The sequence below is a fragment of the Flavobacterium melibiosi genome (assembly GCF_048158545.1).
Taxonomy (GTDB): domain Bacteria; phylum Bacteroidota; class Bacteroidia; order Flavobacteriales; family Flavobacteriaceae; genus Flavobacterium; species Flavobacterium melibiosi.
The window spans coordinates 1-21112 of sequence record NZ_JBLNKU010000009.1; the positions used below are offsets into that span (position 1 = coordinate 1).

Below are 21112 nucleotides of genomic sequence, written 5' to 3' on the forward strand. Positions count from 1 at the left end.
TTTTGCGGGGTGCAAATGTAACAAGCGTTTTCTAATCTCACAAGCTTTTTAGAATCTTTTTTAGAAAATAAATTTTCTCCTTTAATCCAGTTTACTTGCCAGTCTATTAAAGAACGTCTGCGTCATTGCGGGTGCAAAAGTACCACCTTTATTCGCTTTAACAAGCTTTTTTAATCACTTTTTTTCATATTTCCTTAACTTAAAATTTAACCCACTGAAAACATGGTTTTTGGAGCATGAAGTTTTTTAACTATCCATCCCGAAGCTTCGGGACTCTCCGAAGGAAAGAGTGACTTTATGGGTAAAAAAAACATGGATGTCTCTATACACAAGCAACCTTATTACTACTTTATTCAATCTATTGAAACTTTCTAAACAATAAGGTTTATTGTCGTCATGAACGGATTACACCTCCAAAACGACTCCCCTAGCCCCGATAGCAGTGGAAATCCTTTTCTCTCGTTTCTTTACGAGAGAAAAGATTGAAACGAATAGCGGGAAATAGCTCCTAAATAGAAACATTCGTTCTTTACCTACATATAAGGAGTACCGATTTAGTTTTTACACCTATATAGTAACAAACCTTACATATATATTGTATGTATTTTTGTAATGGTCTATATTTGCATTCTTAAAATAATAAACAATGATTAAGATTACTTTGCCCGACGGGTCAGTTAAAGAGTTTGCTCCAGGGGTAACTCCTATGGATGTTGCTAAAAGCATTAGTGAAGGATTCGCCAGAAATGTGATTTCGGCTTCTTTTGATGGTACAACTGTGGAAACCACAACTCCTTTGACGACGGACGGCAGTCTTATATTATATACGTGGAATGATGCTGATGGAAAAAAAGCTTTTTGGCACTCCACTTCCCACGTGATGGCACAGGTTCTTGAGGAATTGTACCCTGGAATAAAATTAACTCTTGGACCAGCAATATCTAATGGATTCTATTATGATGTAGATTTTGAAGACCAGAAAATAACAGATGCTGACTTCAAAAAAATTGAGGATCGTGTCCTTGAAATATCAAGAGGAAAACATGAATTCAAACTGCGTCCTGTTTCTAAAGCAGAAGCTTTGGAATTATACAAAGACAATGTTTACAAGACTGAATTGATTACCAATCTTGAGGACGGAACAATTACGTTTTGCGATCATGACACATTTACTGACTTATGTCGTGGTGGTCATATTCCGAATACCGGAATCATCAAAGCGATGAAAATCATGAGTGTTGCCGGTGCATACTGGCGTGGTGACGAGAAAAACAAACAGTTGACCCGTGTATATGGAACTTCGTTTCCCAAACAAAAAGACTTAACAGAATACCTAGAATTACTGGAAGAAGCAAAACGTCGTGACCACAGAAAACTAGGAAAAGAACTTGAGTTGTTTGCATTTTCACAAAAAGTAGGTGCAGGTTTGCCATTGTGGTTACCGAAAGGCGCTGCTTTAAGAGATCGACTAGAACAGTTTTTGAAAAAAGCACAGAAAAAAGGCGGATATGAGCAAGTAGTTACGCCACATATTGGTCAGAAAGAATTGTATGTAACTTCAGGGCATTATGCAAAATATGGTGCTGATAGCTTCCAACCTATAAGCACTCCAGCAGAAGGAGAAGAGTTTTTATTGAAACCCATGAACTGTCCTCATCACTGTGAAATTTATAATGTACGCCCTTGGTCATACAAAGATTTACCTAAGCGTTATGCTGAATTTGGTACAGTTTACAGATACGAACAAAGTGGTGAATTACACGGTTTGACTCGTGTAAGAGGGTTTACTCAGGATGACGCCCATATTTTTTGTACTCCAGAACAACTGGACGAAGAGTTTAAAAAAGTAATTGACTTAGTACTATATGTATTTGGTTCATTAGGATTCGAAAACTTTACGGCTCAGATTTCTTTGAGAGACAAAGAGAATAGAGATAAGTACATAGGTACTGATGAAAACTGGGAAAAAGCGGAAAATGCCATTATCAATGCTGCTGCCGATAAAGGGTTGAATACAGTAGTTGAATATGGCGAAGCTGCTTTTTATGGCCCAAAACTGGATTTCATGGTAAAAGATGCCTTGGGAAGACAATGGCAATTAGGAACGATTCAGGTAGATTATAACCTGCCGGAACGTTTTGATTTGACGTATAAAGGATCTGATAACGAATTGCATAGACCCGTTATGATTCACAGAGCTCCTTTTGGATCTATGGAACGATTTATTGCAATTTTACTAGAACATACAGCAGGAAATTTCCCGCTTTGGTTAATGCCTGAACAAGCTATAATATTGTCTTTGAGCGAGAAATATGAAATATATGCGAAAAAAGTTTTAGATTTGCTAGAAAATCACGAAATTCGCGCCCTCATTGATAATAGAAACGAGACAATTGGCAAGAAAATCAGGGATGCAGAAATGCAAAAAACCCCGTTTATGTTGATTGTAGGTGAGGAAGAAGAGAAAAACGGAACTATTTCAATCCGTCGTCATGGGCAGGAAGGAAAAGGAAATATTAGCGTTACAATAGAAGAATTTGTTGCTATTGTAAACGAAGAAATCAATAAAACATTAAAAGTATTTACAGTTTAACTTAAATTATAAAGTCATAGCAATAAGAAGCAACAGAGGTTACCAACCTCGCGTAGAAAAAAAAGATGCCCACAGAATAAACAGCCTTATTCGTGGTGTACAAGAAGTAAGACTTGTAGGTGAAAATATTGAACCTGGAGTTTTTAAACTTTCGGAAGCTTTAAGATTAGCAGATCAATTTGAATTGGATTTAGTTGAGATTTCTCCTAATGCTGAACCTCCGGTTTGTAAAATCATGGATTACAAGAAATTTGTTTACGAGCAAAAGAAACGTGATAAAATCCTAAAAGCGAAATCTACGCAAGTAGTCGTTAAGGAAATTCGTTTTGGACCTCAAACAGATGAGCATGATTACGAATTTAAGAGAAAGAATGCTGAGAAGTTCTTGAAAGAAGGTGCGAAATTGAAAGCATTTGTTTTTTTTAAAGGACGTTCGATTATCTATAAAGATCAAGGTCAAATCTTATTATTAAGATTAGCTACAGATCTTGAAGAATTTGGTAAAGTGGAAGCGATGCCAGTTCTGGAAGGAAAGAGAATGATTATGTTCATTGCTCCAAAGAAGAAAAAGTAAACAGTTTGCAGTGTTCAGTTTTCAGTTCGAACTTTAAACATGAAGCTTTAAACAAAAGATAAGTAAGTAAGAATAAATTAAAATACTAGGAAAAAATGCCTAAAATGAAAACCAAATCTAGCGCCAAGAAACGTTTTAAAGTTACTGGTTCTGGAAAGATTAAAAGAAAGCATGCTTTTAAAAGTCATATCTTGACTAAAAAATCTAAAAAACGTAAATTAGCTTTGACACACTCAGCTCTAGTTCACAAAACAGATATGAAAAGCATCAAACAACAATTAAGAATTATATAATAATTCTTTAGGTTAAAACAATTTCAAATAACCTTGGAGTATGGCCATTAAGTGCTTTTGATTAAATTCAAGCCGCCTGCTACAAAAAAACAGTAAAATTATGCCAAGATCGGTAAATTCAGTTGCTAAAAGAGCAAGAAGAAAAAAAATAATGAAGCAAGCCAAAGGTTTCTTTGGTAGACGTAAAAACGTTTGGACAGTTGCTAAGAATGCGGTGGAGAAAGCAATGTGCTACGCTTACCGTGACAGAAAAGTGAATAAAAGAAATTTCCGTGCTTTATGGATTCAACGTATTAACGCTGGAGCTAGATTGGAAGGAATGTCTTATTCACAATTCATGGGTAAAGTAAAAGCTAACGGAATTGAATTGAACAGAAAAGTTCTTGCAGATTTAGCTATGAACCACCCTGAAGCTTTCAAAGCTGTACTTAATAAAGTAAAATAAACGTTTTATCAACTCAATTTAGATTACTTACTTATATAGAAACCTCAATCGAAAGATTGAGGTTTTTTGTGTTTTAAATAGCATTTAAATCATCTATAGGAAATAAAAATTATACTAATCAGATCGCTTTTGTGTTGTAATTAATTTCTGTATTTTCGGCAAATGATACTCAAAAAGCAATATTTTCCGGTTTATATTTTAATACTAATGCTTTTTTTAATACTTCAATCTTGTGAGAAAAAAACACAAAAAAACTACCTAAAACAGCACAACACAGCCGAAATTGAACGACTAATAAAACAGGCTCATAGCCATTATGAAAATGGCAAATTTGATAGTTCATACTATTTTATAACAAAGCTAAACATGCCGCAGAATTAAAAAAAGATACTTCTAGAATCATACACTCCTTAAGTGGGATGGCACAAATACAATGTAATCAAGGAGATCATTCTGGAAGTGAAACTACAAGTATTGAGGCCTTTCCGTTTATAGAAAATTCTAATAAATATCTATATGGAGAAACTAACATATATATTGGACTAGGAAACAATTACTTAATCACATTTGATAATGATAATGCAATCTATTATTTCAAAAAAGCAATAAATTCAAAAACTGATGAAGAAATAAAATCTGGCATTATTAATAATATCAGTATGGCTTACACTGAAAAAGGTGATTATCAAAAAGCAATACAAATTCTCTTGCCTTTGATCTTAAAAAAAGAGCTTATAAATAATCCCGGAACATTTGCTCGAATAAATGATAATTTGGGACACAGCTATGATAAATCTGGAAGCTCAAAAGCATTTTTCTATTTAAATAAAGGATTAAAAATAAGAGAGCAAATAAAAGATAACTGGGGATTGGTTTCAAGCTATTACAATTTATCAGAATATTACAAAACGAGAAACCCCAATTTATCTAATAAATATGCTATGATTGCCTACAAAAAAGCAACTAAAGTAAACGTTGTTGATGACCGTCTTCAATGTCTAAAATCAATAATACAAAACAGTACTGGAAATAAATCAAAAGAATATTCCTTGCTTTATCTCCATATTAATGACAGTATTAATAAAGTCCGACAAAAAGCAAAAAATCAATTTGCTAAAATCAAATACGATTCCAAGAAAGAAAAAGAAGAAAATCTAAAACTAAAAGCCCAAAAGATAATTCAAGAAGAACAACAACATCACAGAAATCTCTTCTTATATTTCGGTGTTGGAATTATTATTTTGATAAGTATTTTAACATCTAATTTTCTTATTGCCAAAAACAAAAGAGAAAAAATAAAAGCCTCCTATACTACAGAGATTCGAATTGCAAAAAAACTTCATGATGAGTTGGCTAATGATGTGTATCATACCATGGCTTTTGCTGAAACACAGGATTTATCCACCAGCCAAAATAAAGAAATATTACTTAACAATCTGGATACAATTTATTCCAGAACCAGAAATATTTCCAAAGAAAATAGTATTATAGAAGCAGGACCACTCTTTCTATCCGGCTTAAAAGAAATGATGTCCAGCTTTAATAACAATGAAGTGAATATATTGATAAATGGAATAGATACAATCAATTGGACGACTTTAGACAACAATAAAAAAATCACTGTTTATCGTGTACTTCAAGAATTGCTTGTCAACATGAAAAAGCACAGTCAATGCAGCTTAGTCGTAATCTCTTTCAAAAAAAATGAAGGAAAATTACAAATAGGTTATAGTGATAACGGGGTTGGAGCTACATTTGAAAAAATAGACTCAAAAAATGGATTACAGAATGTAGAAAACCGCATCCAGTCCATAAAAGGAACTGTTTTATTTGACACTAAATCAAACAAAGGATTCAAAGTAAGTTTTATGTTTCCAATATAATATAGCCTTATTTTTGGTTGTCAAATTTTCAATTGATTAAGCCATTATCTACGTATATATTTTTTAATAATATATTTAGATATTGGCTTTAATGTTTTCTCTGTTTCTGGATGTAGTCCAGGCTGATTGAAATATTCGTAATTTCCATCAAATGATTTTCCATACCAAACTATAGGTTTACCTTTTTTGAAGAAAACAGAATTTGTGTTAACCTCGATTTTTTTTAAGGATAATAAATCTTCGTTTAAAACTTCAACTGATGTAGAATTTTCAGGACCTAATTTTTTATTTTCACAATCCACAGCTTCATAATGATTGCCGTCCCACATCATACATTCTTTTTCGGGGAAAATTATATTCTTTACAGTATACCCCATAAAAAACAAGGATAAGAATACAGTAAAAATAATTACTTTTCTTTTTTCGATTCTACCAATATTCTTTGGTTCAAATCCCTTTTCAACCCATTTATCTAAAGGAAGATTCTCATCACCCGCTTCATCTTTCTCCATTAATGAAGGAACCTCTACATTACCTATTTCATTAATTTTTACATTAAGCAAATACTTATTGTAAGGTCTTGGATTAAAATCAATAAGAATGGCTGCCAATTCAATCCTTGTGGAATTGTCTGAATCTTTCTCTCCTTTCAAAAATGATATAATAGGTCTAAATCTAGCTATATCAGAATTCTCCATAGACTTCCTTAAACTCCCCTCCTCTTTTACATTAAAAAATAATTTAAATATATTTTCATCAGATTTTGATACCGAATTATCGAAAATCATCAAACACAGATTTCGTAATTGAGCTGGCGTAGGATTCAATAAAATACCCGAAACATCTTCTATTTTCTTCTCTTCATATTTTACTTTAATGGCACTCTTATACTGTTCGAAAGTAATTTTATTCATAAGCATTTACTGGTATTAACAAGCATTAAACGGAATTCATCGGAATTACTGGAATTACCGGAATTTCATTAAAATTATTCAATAAAGACAGCATTTCTTTGCTACAGAATCAGTTCCTGTTTTGAATTGCAATCAAGACAAATGTACAAAACTAGTTCTAAAAAAGTGTCGCTAAACAGCATGGCAAGTTTATTCGGGAAGTATAAATAATCTATTCTGTTTCAGCGCACTTCACTTCCCAAAAAGCGAAAGATCAAACTGTTTTTAATGGCTTGCCTATTTGGGCAAAGATTCGATTTGAATATCGGACAGCCCAACCTATGTCTAATTTTAATTCCAAAAAAATGAAAAGAATAATTCTAGTATCGTGTTATATAATTACATGTGTTGCAATGGTTTCTTGTACCAATGACGAAGTGGAAACAACTCCAAACAATAACAAACAACAAATATCTGCTGACACGGACAGTGATCCAATTGATGGACAAAATGGTCAAACTCCGATTAGTCCTCCAAAACCATAATATAAATTGTTAATTCGAATGTTCCTATATTTTAATTAATTTCTGTATTTTCGGGAAATGATACTTAAAAGGTTCCATTTCCCGATTTACATTTTATTACTTGTACAATTATTTGCACTACAATCCTGCAAAAAAGAACAGCAAAATATTTCAAAATCTAAAGTTAATACAGATTATGCAAAGTATTTAACACTTGCTGAAAACTATTTTGAAAACAAAAAAAACGATAGTGCCTTCTATTACTATAATAAAATAAAATCTACTTCTGATGTTTTAACAGATAATGAAAAGATAATTTATTCATTATTAAAAATGGCTATCATTCAACAAAATGAAGGTGATTATTCGAGTAGTGAAACTACAGCTACTGAAATCTTACCACTATTTCGAAAAAATACAAATCCAGCTTACAAATGTGCTGTTTTTAATCTATTAGGGATTAATTATGAGAACCTATATGATTATGACAATGCCATTTATTATTACAATCAAGCCTACAAACAAGCAGATAATGAATTACAAAAAGTAGTCCTTAAAAATAATATTGCAGTGGTATACATGGATAAAGAAGATTATCAACATGCCATACAAATTCTTTTCCCTTTAGCCCTAAATAAAGATCTTTTAAACGGTGCCGAGAACCAAGCCAGAGCACTCGATAATTTAGGCTATTGCTATTTTAAAATTGGTGATCCAAAAAGCCTTGACTATATGAATCAATCTTTGAAAATAAGAAAACAGATAAAAGATAGCTTTGGAATAATGGCAAGTTATATTCATTTTACGGAATTTTATAAAGATAATAATTTTGAAAAATCAAACAGCTATGCAAGAATGGCCTATGAAAAAGCCACAGAAATTAACAATGTAAATATTCGCCTAAAATCATTAGCACTATTGATTGAAAATAGCATTGGGAATGAATCAAAAAAATTCTCCATGTTACACCTACATATTAATGACAGCATTAACAAAGTGAGACAAAAGGCAAAAAATCAATTTGCTAAAATAAAATACGATTCCAAAAAAGAAAAAGAAGAAAATTTAAAACTAAAAGCCCAAAAAGCAGAGAATGCTCTTCAATTGGAGCAACAAAAAAATAGAAACCAGCTTTTATATTTTGTTGTTGGAATTATCATTTTGATCAGTATTTTCATATTCAATTTTCTTGTAGCCAAAAGTAAAAAAGAAAAAATAAAAACCTCCTACAATACTGAAATCCGAATTGCAAAAAAACTACATGATGAGTTGGCTAACGATGTTTATCATACTATGGCTTTTGCAGAAACACAAGATCTTTCCAACAGCCAAAACAAAGAAAAATTGCTTAACAATTTGGATACTATTTATTCCAGAACACGAAATATTTCTAAAGAAAACAGTACTATCGAGACAGGCTCTCTTTTTATATCCAACTTGAAAGATATGATGTCCGGATTTAACACTAATGAAGTTAATATATTGACCAATGGAATTGATACTATCAATTGGGCAACTATAGACAATAATAAAAAAATAACTGTTTACCGTGTGCTCCAAGAACTACTTGTCAATATGAAAAAGCACAGCCAATGTAGTATAGTCATATTAACTTTCAAAAAAAATGAAAATAAATTACAAATAGATTACACTGATAACGGCATTGGAGCGACATTTGATGAAAAAAATTCGAGAAATGGACTACAAAATGTGGAAAACCGTATTCAGGCTATAAAAGGAACAACTACTTTTGATACTAAATCCAATAAAGGATTCAAAGTAAGTTTCATTTTTCCAATATAATAATAGCCTTATGTTCCGTAAAGTTTTAGTTGCCGAAGATTTAGACAGTATCAGTATGACAGTTGTTCAAGCACTCGAGGAACTTTCTGTTGTAGAAATTCACCATGCAAAATACTGTGATGATGCTTTTTTGAAAATAAAAAAAGCACTTCATGATGAGGAGCCTTTTGATTTACTGATAAGTGATTTATCATTTAAACCCGATCATCGAGAAAATAGACTCTCTACAGGTGAGGAGTTAATTGACGCTGTGAAAAAACTACAACCAAACATCAAAACAATAGTATTTTCTATTGAAGATAAATCCTTTAGAATCAAATCCCTTTTTAATAATTCTGGAATAAATGCATACATATCTAAGGGACGCAATAGCATTCCTCAACTTAAAAATGCTGTTCAAAACATATTTAACAATGATGATAAAATCATTTCCCTTGAATTATCCCATATATTAAGAGACAAATCAATCCTAGAAATTGAAGCCTATGATATTTCACTTTTGAAATTTTTATCTAAAGGATTAATTCTAGACGAAATAGCATTAGAATTTAAAAAATCCGGAATCATTCCCAATGGCAGTAGTAGCATCGAGAAACGAATCAATAAACTCAAAATATACTTCAAAGCCACCAACAATGTACATCTTATTTCCATAACCAAAGATTTAGGATTGGTATAATCTTCTCCACTATCCTCCTATAAAAAGAGGAGGCCAAAAAGTCATAGCCAGTTGAAATGATAGTGACTAATCAATTTGAAAAAAAGTAATTCCTAATCTTGGAACTAAATATTTTTTTAATTTTTTTGAAAATAATTACTCCTTTTACGGTTTCCCGTAAAGAATTAATTTTTATTAGAATTACGTTTGGCCTGTTTAACTTTAAAATTTAAAAAATGGCCAATTTTACAACTGAAGACTTAGCATTTACAGGATATACCCAAACTATCGGCAAAACAAATAATCCCAACCATACTGAAATTTTTAATGCCATTTATGTAGATAAAACGGAAGAATACGAAGTAGTCCATTTTTGTAATCAGTTTTTAGAAAAATATAAAGTCCCTCAAACAAAAGCAAGTTTCCAAAAAGTAGAAAGCTTTTTACAACACTCTATTTTAGAACATCAAATTTATCGAGAAGAATTATTAGACTGGATTGCGAGCAACTGGATTAAATTATAATCCAGTCCTTAAGTTCTGTGTAAATTCATACAAAAAAAATAATCTGGATTAAGTTTCAAACTTATTCTTATTTCCTGCTTTACGGTTTCCTGTAAGGACATAACTCTTATTGTGTCTACTTTTTTGTTTAAAAAAAAGTAAAACCCAATTTCATAAAATAATTAAGTGATGATAAAAAACAATACTGAATTTATATTTAATGATACGCCGACAAAAAGCAATCCCATTATGAATCAGAAATGGGTCAAACGAATTGATGATTATTCAAATTATGCAAAAGAATATATTATTCATTATAAAAAATCGCTTAAAGGAAATTCAATTTCATTATCAAAATACCCATATATGAAAGTAAAATGGGAAGCTTTAGGCATGAAATTGGAGAAAGCCAAAAAAAGGGGATTATTGACTGGTGAGCAAATAAAAAAAGTAATGAAAATTCAGATAAAAATAGTCAATACTTGTTGTGAGTAAATTTTCAATATTAAGTGCCTCAATGAAAAAGTTATTCCTCATGGGACTCATCCTATTTTTTACGCTTCCATCCTGTGCCAAAAAACAAGACAAAAAAGCAACGAATTTATTACAATACCTCCGATTATAAATATGACGATGATCAAATAATTAGGAAAAATTACAGAAAATAATGTAAACTATACTTAATGAGATCCATATTACAGCATCAAAGTATTACAATCTAAATCCTTCATTATTTCTAAAAAAACACTCGGTAAATAGCTTTTAGAATAAAAATATTTTAAACCCATAAAGTTTGTGTACCAATGTTTAAGGTGTGCAATACATTTTTTTCAATCCCAAATGAGGTTTCCCGCAAGGAAGTGATTCTAATTGAAAGTAATTTTGGAGTCTATTAAAAAGCCAAATTTATGTAATCTTTAATTTTTTCAAATTTTAATCCATTATTTTCAATACAAATAGCTTCAATAGATATGAGTATCATCTGTATCATTTATTTGGCATATATAATTTGGAAAAATAAATAAAAAAGTGCGCGCTAAAAAATAGCAAGCATACCGCATGACCCTACTCCATTATCAAATAAAAAATCAAACTTAATCCACCAATCAGGAATAAAAAAATTACAACTATGATTATTAATACTAAATTCAAAAAAATAACTTTAGTTAAAAATGGACTAATATTAGGTTACAAGTCAAAACCGAAAAAAGAAATTTCATTTTCTGAATTAGATGAAATTTATATTACAGTAAACAAAATAAAACCTATTTATAGCCTTTTAATTATTTTGTTGTCAATAGGCATCGCAGCATTTTCTTTCTTGTATCTACAAACTGACATAATCCTAATTATAGCTTTCTTAATAGTTATTACAATCATTTTTAAAATGAATGATTATAAAAGTTATGGCCTTAAAATACGTTTAAAAAATGGGGAGACTTTTGAAAAACAAGTACCTGTAAAATCAAAACATGAAATGATAGATATAGTAAATGATGTTCGAAAAGAGATTTACAACTATAAAATAAAAAATAGTAACGAAGCCTTACATCAATTTTCTATATGAATACTATATATAAAAACTGCTTATTCCTAAATTAAATGATATTCAAACTGTGCTTTTGAATATCAAATAAAAAATGAATGTGGTTTACAAATTGCCTCAAAAGGATTAAACATAAAAATAAATTTTGAAGCCTTAAACTTCCTGTTATTATCTTAACTTTGAATCACAGTATTAGTATTTACCTAATTAAAACAAATTGAAATCCTTCCTTTCCTTCTTGCTCCTTTTTATTTCTACCGTTGCTTTTTCCCAAACCAAACTCATTTCCTGGAATCTGGAAAACTTTGGCAAATCAAAATCCGAAGAAACAATCAACTACATTGCAAATTCGCTTAGGGATTATGATATTATTGCCATTCAGGAAGTGGTAGCGGGTTACGGTGGAGCGCAGGCAGTAGCAAAACTGGCAGATGAACTCAATCAGAGAGGAGCCAAATGGGATTAGTGACTCCCCTCTCCAATGTCTCCTGACTTTGGGCAATATTAAATTTACAAACTATATCGCATATCGCAATATGCGATATTTTTTTTTAAAGTGTTGCAAAATAACATAATATGTCATAATATTGCATATCGAAATATGCAATATTTAATCAATTATGATACAGTCAAAATACAATATGAAACCACAAGATATTCTGGTTTTATTAAAAATTATAGCATTAGAAGATAAAGAATGGCAACAACTAACATTGGCACAAGAACTAAACATGAGCCAATCGGAGATCAGCCAATCGTTACAACGCTCTAAATATGGACAGTTACTTGATTTTTCAGGCAAAAAAATTAATAAAATGGCATTTTATGAGTTTTTAATACACGGTATTCGTTATGCTTTTCCACAAAAACCGGCTGCACTAGTTCGGGGTATTGCAACAGCACATTCTGCTGCCCCAATAAATAAAATGGTAAGTGCAACAGAAATATATGTTTGGCCTTATGCAAAAGGAAACATTAGAGGACAGGCTATTATACCCCTTTACAGTTCAGCAATTGAAGCCAGTTTAAAGGATACTGAATTACATGAGCTTTTAGCATTAGTGGATGTCATGCGCGTTGGAAGCACAAGAGAAAAAGAAATTGCAAAAATGGAATTAAAAAAAAGAATTTTGAATGAGTAATTTTGTAGATATTCAATCACTAGCCAATGTTGCATTAGGATTAAAAGAATTAAGAGAAAAAGTGGTATTTGTTGGTGGTGCCGTGATTAATCTTTACAACGATGATTTGGCTGCCGAAGAAATAAGACCAACTGAAGATATTGACATGACTTTAAAATTAGACAGTTACTACGAATGGACAAAAATTCAAGAACGTCTCTCCGAGCTAGAATTTTTTCCCGATCCATTCGGACATGCTATTTGTAGTTATACATTTAAAGGAATTTCAATTGACATTATGCCTGCAGAAAATAGTTCAATTGGCGAAGCAAATAGCTGGTATATACCAGGATTTAAGGATTTAAAAACAGTAGTAATTCAAAACAACTTAAACATCCAAATTTTAAGTGCACCCTATTTTTTGGCAACCAAATTTGAAGCATTTAAAAACCGAGGTTTAAATGATTATAGAAGCAGTCATGATTTTGAAGACATTATATTTATACTAGATAATAGAACAACAATTGTCAATGAAATTTTATCTTCTGACGAAAAAGTAAAAAATTATTTAAAAGAGGAGCTAAAGTTTTTAACAAATCATAAAAATGCAACTGAAATTCTATCCATGCATATTCATCCTTCAATTGCGAGAGAACGATTCGCACTTTTAATGGAAAAAATCAATTTCATCATTCAATAATTCCTCAACCTTTCATGAAAAAAATATCCTTTTTACTCTTAATCCTAGTCTGTCAATACACCCACTCCCAAACCAAACTCCTTTCCTGGAATCTGGAAAATTTTGGCAAATCAAAATCTGAACAAACAATCAACTACATTGCAAATTCACTAAAAGAGTATGATATTATTGCCATCCAGGAAGTGGTAGCGGGTTACGGTGGAGCGCAGGCAGTAGCAAAACTGGCGGATGAACTCAATCGCAAAGGAGCCAAATGGGATTATGTAATTAGTGACCCAACCAGCAGCAGTGCTTATAAAACCGAACGCTACGCTTTTATCTGGAAAACAGCCAAGTTAAAGAAAATTGGGAGAGCCTGGCTTGAAAAAAAATACCATTTGGAGATTGACAGAGAACCTTATTTCTGTACGTTTGAATATGAAAATAAACAATTCACAGTCGTTAATTTTCATGCTATAACCAAAAATAAACAACCGGAAACCGAGATTAAATATTTCAAATTTTTACCCGATGAATATCCCACTTTGAATTTAATTTTTGCAGGTGATTTCAATTGTCCGCAATCACATACGGTTTTCAATCCTTTGAAGAAAATGGGGTATCAGTCTATTTTGGTTGACCAAAAAACATCACTGAAACAAGAATGCAAAAATGATAAATGCCTCGCATCAGAATTTGACAATATGTATTTCAAAACTTCGAAAATCAATACCATAAACTCGGGGGTTATTTCGTTTTACAAAAACTTTAATTCCCTAAAAGAAGCCCGAATAATATCCGATCATATTCCTATCTGGTTTGAATTTTCTTTAAATTGATAAAATTGAATAAAATAAATAGCACACCGATTAAACGGATTGAACAGATTTATACGAATTAAAAAAATCATACATATAGTTACTAATTCAAAATAAAAACTTCAATGATTTCATGAATTATCATTGAAAATCTGGTAAAAATTCATGTAATCTGCATCTAAATAATCCATGGTACAAAAAGATTAATGGACATAAAATCAGTGAAAATCTGTTCCATCCGTTTAATCTGTGTGCCAATAAATCAATCGAAAACTTCAAAATTATGGCCATCAAAACTGGCAAAAACCATACTGGGATGCGAATCCTGATGAAACATATTTCCTTCTTTATCAATAGCAATCGCACCGGCAAAACCATTATAAGGTTTTAATTCGTTGAACGTTTTAGTAAAGGCTTCTTGTAATGTAAAGCCATCGGTAACCCGAGTGACAATTTTGGCAGCTGTTGCATTACTTACAATATCCTCGCCCACTCCAGTTAAACTCACACCACAAATTGCATTGGCATAATTTCCGGCTACAGTTGCCGAATCTGAAATGCGTCCCGGGATTTCAAAACCTTTTCCACCTGTTGAAGTAGCCACGGCAATTTTTCCGTTTTGATCTAAAGCCACACAACCCACCGTTCCTGTTCCCAGTGCTTTCAGTTTTGCTTCATATTCAGCTCTACGTTGCGGAATCTCGGTTGAAAAAGATTCGAAACCGTGTTCCCGCGCAAAATTAGTTGCGCCACTCCCACCCAAAACCCTGTCGTCATATTGCATCAATATTTGGGCAATCTGAACGGGATTTTTCACTTCTTCGATATTGATAATGCCACTCATTTTCTGAGTTTCACCATCCATAATCGCAGCGCTCATTCTTATTTTACCGTCACTTTGTATTTGGGAACCAATTCCTGCATTAAACAATTCGTCATCTTCCAAAAGGGAAACGGCATAAACAACTGTTTCTAATGCTGAATGTGTTTTTAAAAATGCATAGGAATCTTTTACAATTTGCTCCAGCGCGTTTTGCTTGGCAACTTTTGTTTCGTGATTAGTAGAAGATTCTGAGAAAAAACCGCCGTGTATAATTAGTTTCATGGTATGGATGTTGAGTACTGGGTATTGAATATTTGGACCAAAGCCTAAGACCAATTACCCAAAACCTGAATTACAAATAATGTGAAGATTGTATATGCATTAAATGCGTTTCTAGATTATAGGTGTCAAATTTGCTCATGACATGTGTTACCAAATGTGAAATTGATATCGGTTGTCCTAATTCTACTTTCGTCAAATTAGTATCTTTTATTTCACGACCATCAACCAAAATAACCAATCCGGAACCAATAGCTTCCATTTGGGTATTATTGGTAATCAACAATCCTGTATCTTCCCCAAGCCCTATTCCCAGTACTCTGGGATTACCAACAACCGCTTGAAAAAGTCGGCCAATTCGTCCGCGTTGTACAAAATGAGTATCGATTATAACACCGTCTATTAAACCCAATCCGCTAGAAATTTTTACTTCACCTTTCAATAAAGCTTCAGAACTACTCCCTTGATAAATCATATTATTGGATGCTGCTGCAGCACCTGCAGAAGTTCCGGCATAAATAAATTCTTCTTTATGGTATTTATCCAATAAAATGTCATGAAACGGTGTTCCTCCAAGAATGGAAGTCAATCGCAATTGATCGCCTCCGGTAAACATAACGATATCGGCAGCCTTTAATCGTGCTAAAACGGTTTCATCTGCAGCTTGTTCGCGTCTTTCTATAGTAAGTATATCTACATTTTTGGCATTCAAATACTCAAATGCTTTAACATATTCCGGACCAATTTCTTTTGGAATTACTGAAGCAGTTGTAATAACTTCTATTCGAGAATTCTCTTTGTGTTTTGATTCGTTTAGTATCCTTTTTAAAATCCCAGTTTCAAAAAAGTTTAAATTGCTAGTTGCATTTTTATCTAAATCAGTTTCAGTAAAACTTCCTTTATCTACCGCACCTCCTATTATTATTAGTTTTCCTAGTATATTCATTTTGTAAAAATAACCAAAAAGATAAAAAAAGCCATTGATGTAGCCTTTTTTTTTAAATTATAACAAACTGAATAATTATTGTTTATTTTTAAAGAAATAAATTTTGATTCCTATTTTAAAAAAGCTACTTTAGTTGCATTCTGTACTTTTTCTAAAAAAACACTATCTAAATACCTGCCTTTTTTTCAAAGTTAGAATCTATCAAATTTAAAATCAATTCATTACAAATCCATTTTTCAATTCAAAAAATAACATTTCCGTTTTATGAAAATAATTAAAGTACAAGCCCTTCGTGGACCCAATATTTGGAGTATCCAAAGAAAAAAATTAATACAAATGCGATTGGATTTGGAGGAAATGGAACAATTTCCAACTAATAAAATAGAAGGATTTAGAGAACGCATTGAAGCCATGTTCCCTACAATGATTGAGCATCGCTGTTCTGAAGGTTGTCGTGGCGGATTTTTTTCCAGAGTGGAACGCGGTACTTGGATGGGACATGTAATTGAACATATTGCTCTTGAGATACAATCTTTGGCAGGAATGGAAACTGGTTTTGGAAGAACCAGAGAAACAAAAACTCCAGGAACTTATAATGTAGTCTTTAGTTATACCGAAGAAAATGTTGGCCTTTTTGCTGCAGAATCTTCTGTTGCAATTGCAGAAGCGTTAATCGCCGGAACGGATTACGATTTGAATGCCGACTTACAAAAAATGCGGGAAATACGGGAACGTGTGCGACTAGGGCCAAGTACGGGAAGTATTGTAGAAGAAGCCGTTTCCAGAAATATTCCTTGGATAAGACTTGGAACAAATTCCTTAGTTCAGTTAGGATATGGAATTAATCAAATGCGTTTTCAAGCAACAATCACTTGTAAAACGAGTAGTATTGCTGTAGATATTGCCTGTAATAAAGAGCAAACCAAAAAAATGTTGGATATGGCATCGATTCCCGTTGCCAATGGGAGTATTTGTACTGACGAGGAAAGTTTGGCCGAAACTATTAAAAAAATTGGTTATCCTCTCGTATTAAAACCTTTAAGTGGGAATCATGGAAAAGGCGCTTCCATTAATGTCACTAATTGGGAAGATGCAGTTTCAGGTTTGACTTTTGCGCAAGAATATGGCAAACGTGTCATCGTTGAAAAATTCATTACCGGTTTCGACTTTAGAATATTGGTGATAGATAATAAATTAGTTGCCGCCGCAAAACGTGTTCCCGCTCACGTAATAGGAACTGGAAAAGACAACATTCATCAATTAATTGAGACAACCAATCTGGATCCTAGAAGAGGTTATGGCCATGAAAATGTATTAACTCAAATAGATATCGATAGAGATACCGAAGATTTATTAGAAAAATTAGGCTATACATTAGAAACCATTCCAAGAATTGGTGAAATAGTATTCCTTAAATCCACTGCAAATTTAAGCACTGGCGGGACTTCTGTAGATGTTACTGACATGATGCACCCAGAAAATATCTTTCTAGCCGAAAGAATTTCAAGAGTAATTGGATTGGACATTTGTGGTGTTGACATCATGGCAGAGAATTTAACTCAACCGTTAAAAGAAAACGGTGGTGTAATACTGGAAGTCAATGCGGCTCCAGGTTTTAGAATGCATCTTGCTCCTTCTGAAGGATTGCCCAGAAACGTTGCTTCACCGGTTATTGACATGTTATATCCTCCGGGTAAATCCTTTCGTATTCCTATAATGGCTGTGACGGGAACCAATGGTAAAACCACCACTACCCGACTTTTGGCACATATAGTAAAAAATAATGGCTTCAAAGTGGGATTCACCACATCGGATGGGATTTATATTCAAAATCACATGATGGAAAAAGGAGATACTACCGGACCTCTAAGTGCCGAATATGTTTTGAGAGATCCAACGGTGGAATTCGCAGTTTTAGAAACGGCTCGTGGTGGAATCCTTCGTTCCGGTTTGGGGTTCAGCCTTTGCGATATCGGAATTATTACCAATATTCAGGAAGATCATTTGGGCTTAAGTGACATTCACACCTTAGAAGATTTGGCCAGAGTTAAAGCGACAGTAGTAAAAAGTATCAAGAAAGACGGCTGGGCAGTTTTGAATGGAGATGATGAACATTGTGTAAAAATAGGTCAAGATCTAAATTGCAATGTCGCTTATTTTAGTTTGAGCGAAGACAGTGATTTCATCAAAAAACTTTCTGCCGAAGGTAAAACAGTAGCCGTATATGAAAACGGATACATTACCATCAAAAAAGGGGAATGGAAAATCCGAATTGAGCGTGCCACACACGTTCCTTTAACACTGGGCGGGAAAGCAAAATTCATGATTGCCAATGTACTTGCGGCAACTTTAGCCAGCTATTTATGGGGATTTAAAACCGAAGATATTAGTTTGTCCTTGCAGACTTTTATTCCAAGTGCAGCACAAACTCCCGGTCGTATGAATATTTTTGAGTTTAAAAAATTCAAAGTATTGATTGATTTTGCTCACAATGCATCAGGTTACAAAGGAGTTGAAGAGTATTTACAAAGTGTTGAGGCTACCAAAAAAATAGGAATTATCGCTGGAGTTGGTGATAGACGTGATGAAGACATTAGAGAATGTGCAAATATAGCAGCTCGAATGTTTGACCATATTATCATTCGTCAAGAAAAATACCTGAGAGGAAGAACCGAAGACGAAATTATTAATTTAATCCTCGATGGAATTAAAACTTCAGGCAAAATAGTTACTTATGAAATTATTCCTAAAGAAACTGAAGCCATTAAACACGCTATCAATTGCGCCGAAGAAGGAAGTTTTATAACTGCATTAAGTGATGTAGTCACTAATGCCATCGATATTGTACAAGAATATTTAGATAAAGAAAACGAACACGGAACTGTCTAGCTTTAAATACAATAAATTAAAAATAACTCAATTAAGTACTTAATTGAGTTGTTTTTTTGTAATTTTGTTTTAAAATAATTTAAAATGAAAGTAATAAACTATACCGATTTACGTCTAAATCTAAAAAAATGGATGGATAGTGTTATTGATGATATGGAAGAAATCATCGTAAAAAGAAAAGACAATAAAGATTTGGTTTTAATTTCGCTTGATGAGTATAATTCTTTAAAAGAGACCAATTATCTTTTATCAGGGAAAAACAGAGAAATATTACTGAAAGCAGTCGAAGACGTAAAAAATAAAAAAACATTCCAAAAAGAATTGATTGAAGAATGAAAATAATTTGGCATTCACAAGCTTGGGATGATTATCTCTATTGGCAAAAAACAGATAAATCAAAACTCAAAAGAATTAATGAGTTAATAAAATCTACAACGAGAACTCCTTTTGAAGGAATCGGAAATCCGGAACCTTTAAAACACGAACTTCTAGGGTATTGGTCAAGAAGAATAGACTCCGAACATCGTTTGGTTTATACCATAAAAGAAGAAGATCTGATAATAATTACTTGTAAATACCATTATTAATTGTCTAGTCTTGAAAAAGTTGACACGGATTAGGATTTAAAATCACATTAAATATTATATGACAGTCCGCAATATGTTCCAAAGGATAAAATAGGGCACACGGATAATACGGATTGAACGGATTTTGCACAGATTTAAATAACTATCTTGATTCACCAAGTAAAAAAATCCGTGTAAATCGGTATAATCTGTACAATCTGTGGGCTACTATTTATGCTTTATAAATGTACAAACGACTAAAATTGTATTCGAAATGATTTTAGTTCGCATTACGGATAGTCATAAAATATTAACCTCGGAAGCAAAAACTTTCGAGGTTTTTTCTGTTTTTTCTAAAAAATCGACATTCCAGTTTTAGTAGTCAATAATTCTAGAGCATTCATCCCTAATTCTGAATTCCCTTTTTCGTTTAATCGTGGTGACCAAGTGGCAACCACGAAATTTTTAGGGAATAAAGCTGCAATTCCGCCACCTATTCCGCTTTTTCCCGGCAATCCTACTTTATAAGTATATTCACCTGACTCATCATAAAAACCGCATGTTTGCATTAAAGCATTCAATCGTTTTACTTGACTTTTAGTTAAAACTTGTATTCCTGATATCGTTTTTCCTTCATTGGCAAGGAAGAAAAAGGAATGAGCTAATTCCTTACACGTCATTTCTATGGAACACTGATGGAAATAAAAATCCAAAACCGTTTCTACATCATTTGTAATATTCCCAAATGACTTTAAAAAATTAGCCAATGCGGCATTTCTAAACCGAGTGTCTTTCTCAGATTGTGCTACTTTTAAATTAAAATCAATAGTTGGACTTCCTGAAATCATTCGTATAAAATCCAAAAAATCTTGTTTAGGATTTTCCAAATGGGTCACAAGCATATCTGCAATAACAATTGCTCCTGCATTGATAAATGGATTTCGAGGAATGCCCTTTTCATATTCCAATTGTACTAATGAATTAAATGCACTTCCTGAAGGTTCTACGCCTACTCGTTCCCAAATCTCTTCATCCAAGAATGAAAATGCCAAGGCTACAGTCAAAGCTTTAGAGACACTTTGAATAGAAAATTTTTCGTTGCTATCTCCAATTCCAAAGTCCTCGCCTTCAATACTTATCAAATGAATCCCAAATTTATCCGGGTCAACTTTTGTTAATTCGGGTATTGATGTAGAAACATTACCACTACTTGGAAGTATTTTTGCCTCTTGATATACTTCTTGCAAAATTTTTTTATAGTTCATGTAAGGAATTT

General features: G+C 32.6%; 22 protein-coding genes. 18 read left to right on the forward strand and 4 right to left on the reverse strand.

Annotated elements, in window-relative coordinates; translation table 11 throughout:
- The first annotated feature begins 646 nt into the window (after positions 1–646).
- From thrS to ACM55F_RS11785, 5 genes are all read left to right on the forward strand, one after another.
- Positions 647–2593, forward strand: a complete 1947-nt coding sequence (gene thrS, locus ACM55F_RS11765) for a threonine--tRNA ligase (protein WP_039109229.1) — start codon at positions 647–649, stop codon at positions 2591–2593.
- A gap of 16 nt (positions 2594–2609) precedes the next feature.
- The gene (gene infC / locus ACM55F_RS11770) at positions 2610–3167 is read left to right on the forward strand and encodes a translation initiation factor IF-3 (protein ID WP_370273076.1); all 558 of its coding nucleotides are present in this window, start codon (positions 2610–2612) and stop codon (positions 3165–3167) included.
- Between the two features lie 95 nt (positions 3168–3262).
- On the forward strand, positions 3263–3460 hold the full coding sequence (gene rpmI / locus ACM55F_RS11775; RefSeq protein ID WP_022827375.1) for a 50S ribosomal protein L35: 198 nt from the start codon (positions 3263–3265) through the stop codon (positions 3458–3460).
- A 100-nt stretch (positions 3461–3560) separates the two neighbouring features.
- A complete protein-coding gene (gene rplT / locus ACM55F_RS11780; protein ID WP_035633036.1) occupies positions 3561–3905 on the forward strand; it encodes a 50S ribosomal protein L20 in 345 nt (114 codons plus the stop codon).
- 419 nt (positions 3906–4324) lie between these two features.
- On the forward strand, positions 4325–5788 hold the full coding sequence (locus ACM55F_RS11785) for a tetratricopeptide repeat-containing sensor histidine kinase (protein ID WP_416853993.1): 1464 nt from the start codon (positions 4325–4327) through the stop codon (positions 5786–5788).
- Positions 5789–5832: 44 nt separating this feature from the next.
- Here ACM55F_RS11785 and ACM55F_RS11790 read toward each other — a convergent pair whose 3' ends face one another.
- On the reverse strand, positions 5833–6702 hold the full coding sequence (locus tag ACM55F_RS11790) for a hypothetical protein (protein ID WP_416853994.1): 870 nt from the start codon (positions 6700–6702) through the stop codon (positions 5833–5835).
- 344 nt (positions 6703–7046) lie between these two features.
- Here ACM55F_RS11790 and ACM55F_RS11795 point away from each other — a divergent pair, with 344 nt between their 5' ends.
- The 10 genes from ACM55F_RS11795 (at position 7047) to ACM55F_RS11840 (ending at position 14354) form a co-directional block, all read left to right on the forward strand.
- The gene (locus ACM55F_RS11795) at positions 7047–7226 is read left to right on the forward strand and encodes a hypothetical protein (protein WP_416853995.1); all 180 of its coding nucleotides are present in this window, start codon (positions 7047–7049) and stop codon (positions 7224–7226) included.
- Positions 7227–7538: 312 nt separating this feature from the next.
- Positions 7539–9008 carry a tetratricopeptide repeat-containing sensor histidine kinase gene (locus tag ACM55F_RS11800; protein WP_416853996.1) on the forward strand — a complete coding sequence of 490 codons (1470 nt, stop codon included), beginning with the start codon at positions 7539–7541 and terminating at the stop codon, positions 9006–9008.
- Between the two features lie 10 nt (positions 9009–9018).
- Positions 9019–9687, forward strand: coding sequence for a DNA-binding transcriptional response regulator (locus tag ACM55F_RS11805; protein WP_416853997.1), 669 nt, complete (start codon positions 9019–9021; stop codon positions 9685–9687).
- A gap of 215 nt (positions 9688–9902) precedes the next feature.
- A complete protein-coding gene (locus ACM55F_RS11810; protein ID WP_416853998.1) occupies positions 9903–10190 on the forward strand; it encodes a hypothetical protein in 288 nt (95 codons plus the stop codon).
- A 168-nt stretch (positions 10191–10358) separates the two neighbouring features.
- Complete coding sequence (locus ACM55F_RS11815) at positions 10359–10664, forward strand: hypothetical protein (protein ID WP_416853999.1); 306 nt, start codon at positions 10359–10361, stop codon at positions 10662–10664.
- A 634-nt stretch (positions 10665–11298) separates the two neighbouring features.
- Positions 11299–11736 (forward strand): hypothetical protein, encoded by a 438-nt coding sequence (locus ACM55F_RS11820; protein ID WP_416854000.1) that lies wholly within the window; start codon positions 11299–11301, stop codon positions 11734–11736.
- Between the two features lie 196 nt (positions 11737–11932).
- On the forward strand, positions 11933–12181 hold the full coding sequence (locus ACM55F_RS11825) for an exonuclease/endonuclease/phosphatase family protein (protein WP_416854001.1): 249 nt from the start codon (positions 11933–11935) through the stop codon (positions 12179–12181).
- A gap of 154 nt (positions 12182–12335) precedes the next feature.
- Positions 12336–12857 carry a hypothetical protein gene (locus tag ACM55F_RS11830; protein WP_416854002.1) on the forward strand — a complete coding sequence of 174 codons (522 nt, stop codon included), beginning with the start codon at positions 12336–12338 and terminating at the stop codon, positions 12855–12857.
- Positions 12850–13536 (forward strand): nucleotidyl transferase AbiEii/AbiGii toxin family protein, encoded by a 687-nt coding sequence (locus ACM55F_RS11835; RefSeq protein WP_416854003.1) that lies wholly within the window; start codon positions 12850–12852, stop codon positions 13534–13536. Before ACM55F_RS11830 ends, ACM55F_RS11835 begins: the two co-directional genes overlap by 8 nt.
- A gap of 14 nt (positions 13537–13550) precedes the next feature.
- Positions 13551–14354, forward strand: a complete 804-nt coding sequence (locus ACM55F_RS11840) for an endonuclease/exonuclease/phosphatase family protein (protein ID WP_416854004.1) — start codon at positions 13551–13553, stop codon at positions 14352–14354.
- Positions 14355–14595: 241 nt separating this feature from the next.
- Here the strand turns inward: ACM55F_RS11840 and ACM55F_RS11845 are convergent, their stop codons facing one another.
- Positions 14596–15438, reverse strand: coding sequence for an isoaspartyl peptidase/L-asparaginase (locus tag ACM55F_RS11845; protein WP_416854006.1), 843 nt, complete (start codon positions 15436–15438; stop codon positions 14596–14598).
- Positions 15439–15508: 70 nt separating this feature from the next.
- Complete coding sequence (locus ACM55F_RS11850) at positions 15509–16381, reverse strand: cyanophycinase (protein ID WP_416854007.1); 873 nt, start codon at positions 16379–16381, stop codon at positions 15509–15511.
- Between the two features lie 264 nt (positions 16382–16645).
- On the opposite strand from ACM55F_RS11850, the gene cphA reads away from it, so the two are divergent.
- From cphA to ACM55F_RS11865, 3 genes are all read left to right on the forward strand, one after another.
- The gene (gene cphA / locus ACM55F_RS11855; protein WP_416854008.1) at positions 16646–19270 is read left to right on the forward strand and encodes a cyanophycin synthetase; all 2625 of its coding nucleotides are present in this window, start codon (positions 16646–16648) and stop codon (positions 19268–19270) included.
- 84 nt (positions 19271–19354) lie between these two features.
- The gene (locus ACM55F_RS11860; RefSeq protein WP_143388783.1) at positions 19355–19606 is read left to right on the forward strand and encodes a type II toxin-antitoxin system Phd/YefM family antitoxin; all 252 of its coding nucleotides are present in this window, start codon (positions 19355–19357) and stop codon (positions 19604–19606) included.
- On the forward strand, positions 19603–19857 hold the full coding sequence (locus ACM55F_RS11865; RefSeq protein ID WP_416854009.1) for a Txe/YoeB family addiction module toxin: 255 nt from the start codon (positions 19603–19605) through the stop codon (positions 19855–19857). Before ACM55F_RS11860 ends, ACM55F_RS11865 begins: the two co-directional genes overlap by 4 nt.
- 332 nt (positions 19858–20189) lie before the next feature.
- Here ACM55F_RS11865 and ACM55F_RS11870 read toward each other — a convergent pair whose 3' ends face one another.
- Complete coding sequence (locus ACM55F_RS11870; RefSeq protein WP_416854011.1) at positions 20190–21101, reverse strand: glutaminase; 912 nt, start codon at positions 21099–21101, stop codon at positions 20190–20192.
- Between the last annotated feature and the right edge of the window lie 11 nt (positions 21102–21112).

What these genes read in the sequence shown, in the direction of transcription:
- thrS (WP_039109229.1), top strand. Translation starts at nt 647, where the DNA reads ATGATTAAGATTACTTTGCCCGACGGGTCAGTTAAAGAGTTTGCTCCA.
- rpmI (WP_022827375.1), top strand. Translation starts at nt 3,263, where the DNA reads ATGCCTAAAATGAAAACCAAATCTAGCGCCAAGAAACGTTTTAAAGTT.
- rplT (WP_035633036.1), top strand. Translation starts at nt 3,561, where the DNA reads ATGCCAAGATCGGTAAATTCAGTTGCTAAAAGAGCAAGAAGAAAAAAA.
- ACM55F_RS11785 (WP_416853993.1), top strand. Translation starts at nt 4,325, where the DNA reads ATGGCACAAATACAATGTAATCAAGGAGATCATTCTGGAAGTGAAACT.
- ACM55F_RS11790 (WP_416853994.1), bottom strand. Translation starts at nt 6,702, where the DNA reads ATGAATAAAATTACTTTCGAACAGTATAAGAGTGCCATTAAAGTAAAA.
- ACM55F_RS11795 (WP_416853995.1), top strand. Translation starts at nt 7,047, where the DNA reads ATGAAAAGAATAATTCTAGTATCGTGTTATATAATTACATGTGTTGCA.
- ACM55F_RS11800 (WP_416853996.1), top strand. Translation starts at nt 7,539, where the DNA reads ATGGCTATCATTCAACAAAATGAAGGTGATTATTCGAGTAGTGAAACT.
- ACM55F_RS11805 (WP_416853997.1), top strand. Translation starts at nt 9,019, where the DNA reads ATGTTCCGTAAAGTTTTAGTTGCCGAAGATTTAGACAGTATCAGTATG.
- ACM55F_RS11810 (WP_416853998.1), top strand. Translation starts at nt 9,903, where the DNA reads ATGGCCAATTTTACAACTGAAGACTTAGCATTTACAGGATATACCCAA.
- ACM55F_RS11815 (WP_416853999.1), top strand. Translation starts at nt 10,359, where the DNA reads ATGATAAAAAACAATACTGAATTTATATTTAATGATACGCCGACAAAA.
- ACM55F_RS11820 (WP_416854000.1), top strand. Translation starts at nt 11,299, where the DNA reads ATGATTATTAATACTAAATTCAAAAAAATAACTTTAGTTAAAAATGGA.
- ACM55F_RS11830 (WP_416854002.1), top strand. Translation starts at nt 12,336, where the DNA reads ATGATACAGTCAAAATACAATATGAAACCACAAGATATTCTGGTTTTA.
- ACM55F_RS11835 (WP_416854003.1), top strand. Translation starts at nt 12,850, where the DNA reads ATGAGTAATTTTGTAGATATTCAATCACTAGCCAATGTTGCATTAGGA.
- ACM55F_RS11840 (WP_416854004.1), top strand. Translation starts at nt 13,551, where the DNA reads ATGAAAAAAATATCCTTTTTACTCTTAATCCTAGTCTGTCAATACACC.
- ACM55F_RS11845 (WP_416854006.1), bottom strand. Translation starts at nt 15,438, where the DNA reads ATGAAACTAATTATACACGGCGGTTTTTTCTCAGAATCTTCTACTAAT.
- ACM55F_RS11850 (WP_416854007.1), bottom strand. Translation starts at nt 16,381, where the DNA reads ATGAATATACTAGGAAAACTAATAATAATAGGAGGTGCGGTAGATAAA.
- cphA (WP_416854008.1), top strand. Translation starts at nt 16,646, where the DNA reads ATGAAAATAATTAAAGTACAAGCCCTTCGTGGACCCAATATTTGGAGT.
- ACM55F_RS11860 (WP_143388783.1), top strand. Translation starts at nt 19,355, where the DNA reads ATGAAAGTAATAAACTATACCGATTTACGTCTAAATCTAAAAAAATGG.
- ACM55F_RS11865 (WP_416854009.1), top strand. Translation starts at nt 19,603, where the DNA reads ATGAAAATAATTTGGCATTCACAAGCTTGGGATGATTATCTCTATTGG.
- ACM55F_RS11870 (WP_416854011.1), bottom strand. Translation starts at nt 21,101, where the DNA reads ATGAACTATAAAAAAATTTTGCAAGAAGTATATCAAGAGGCAAAAATA.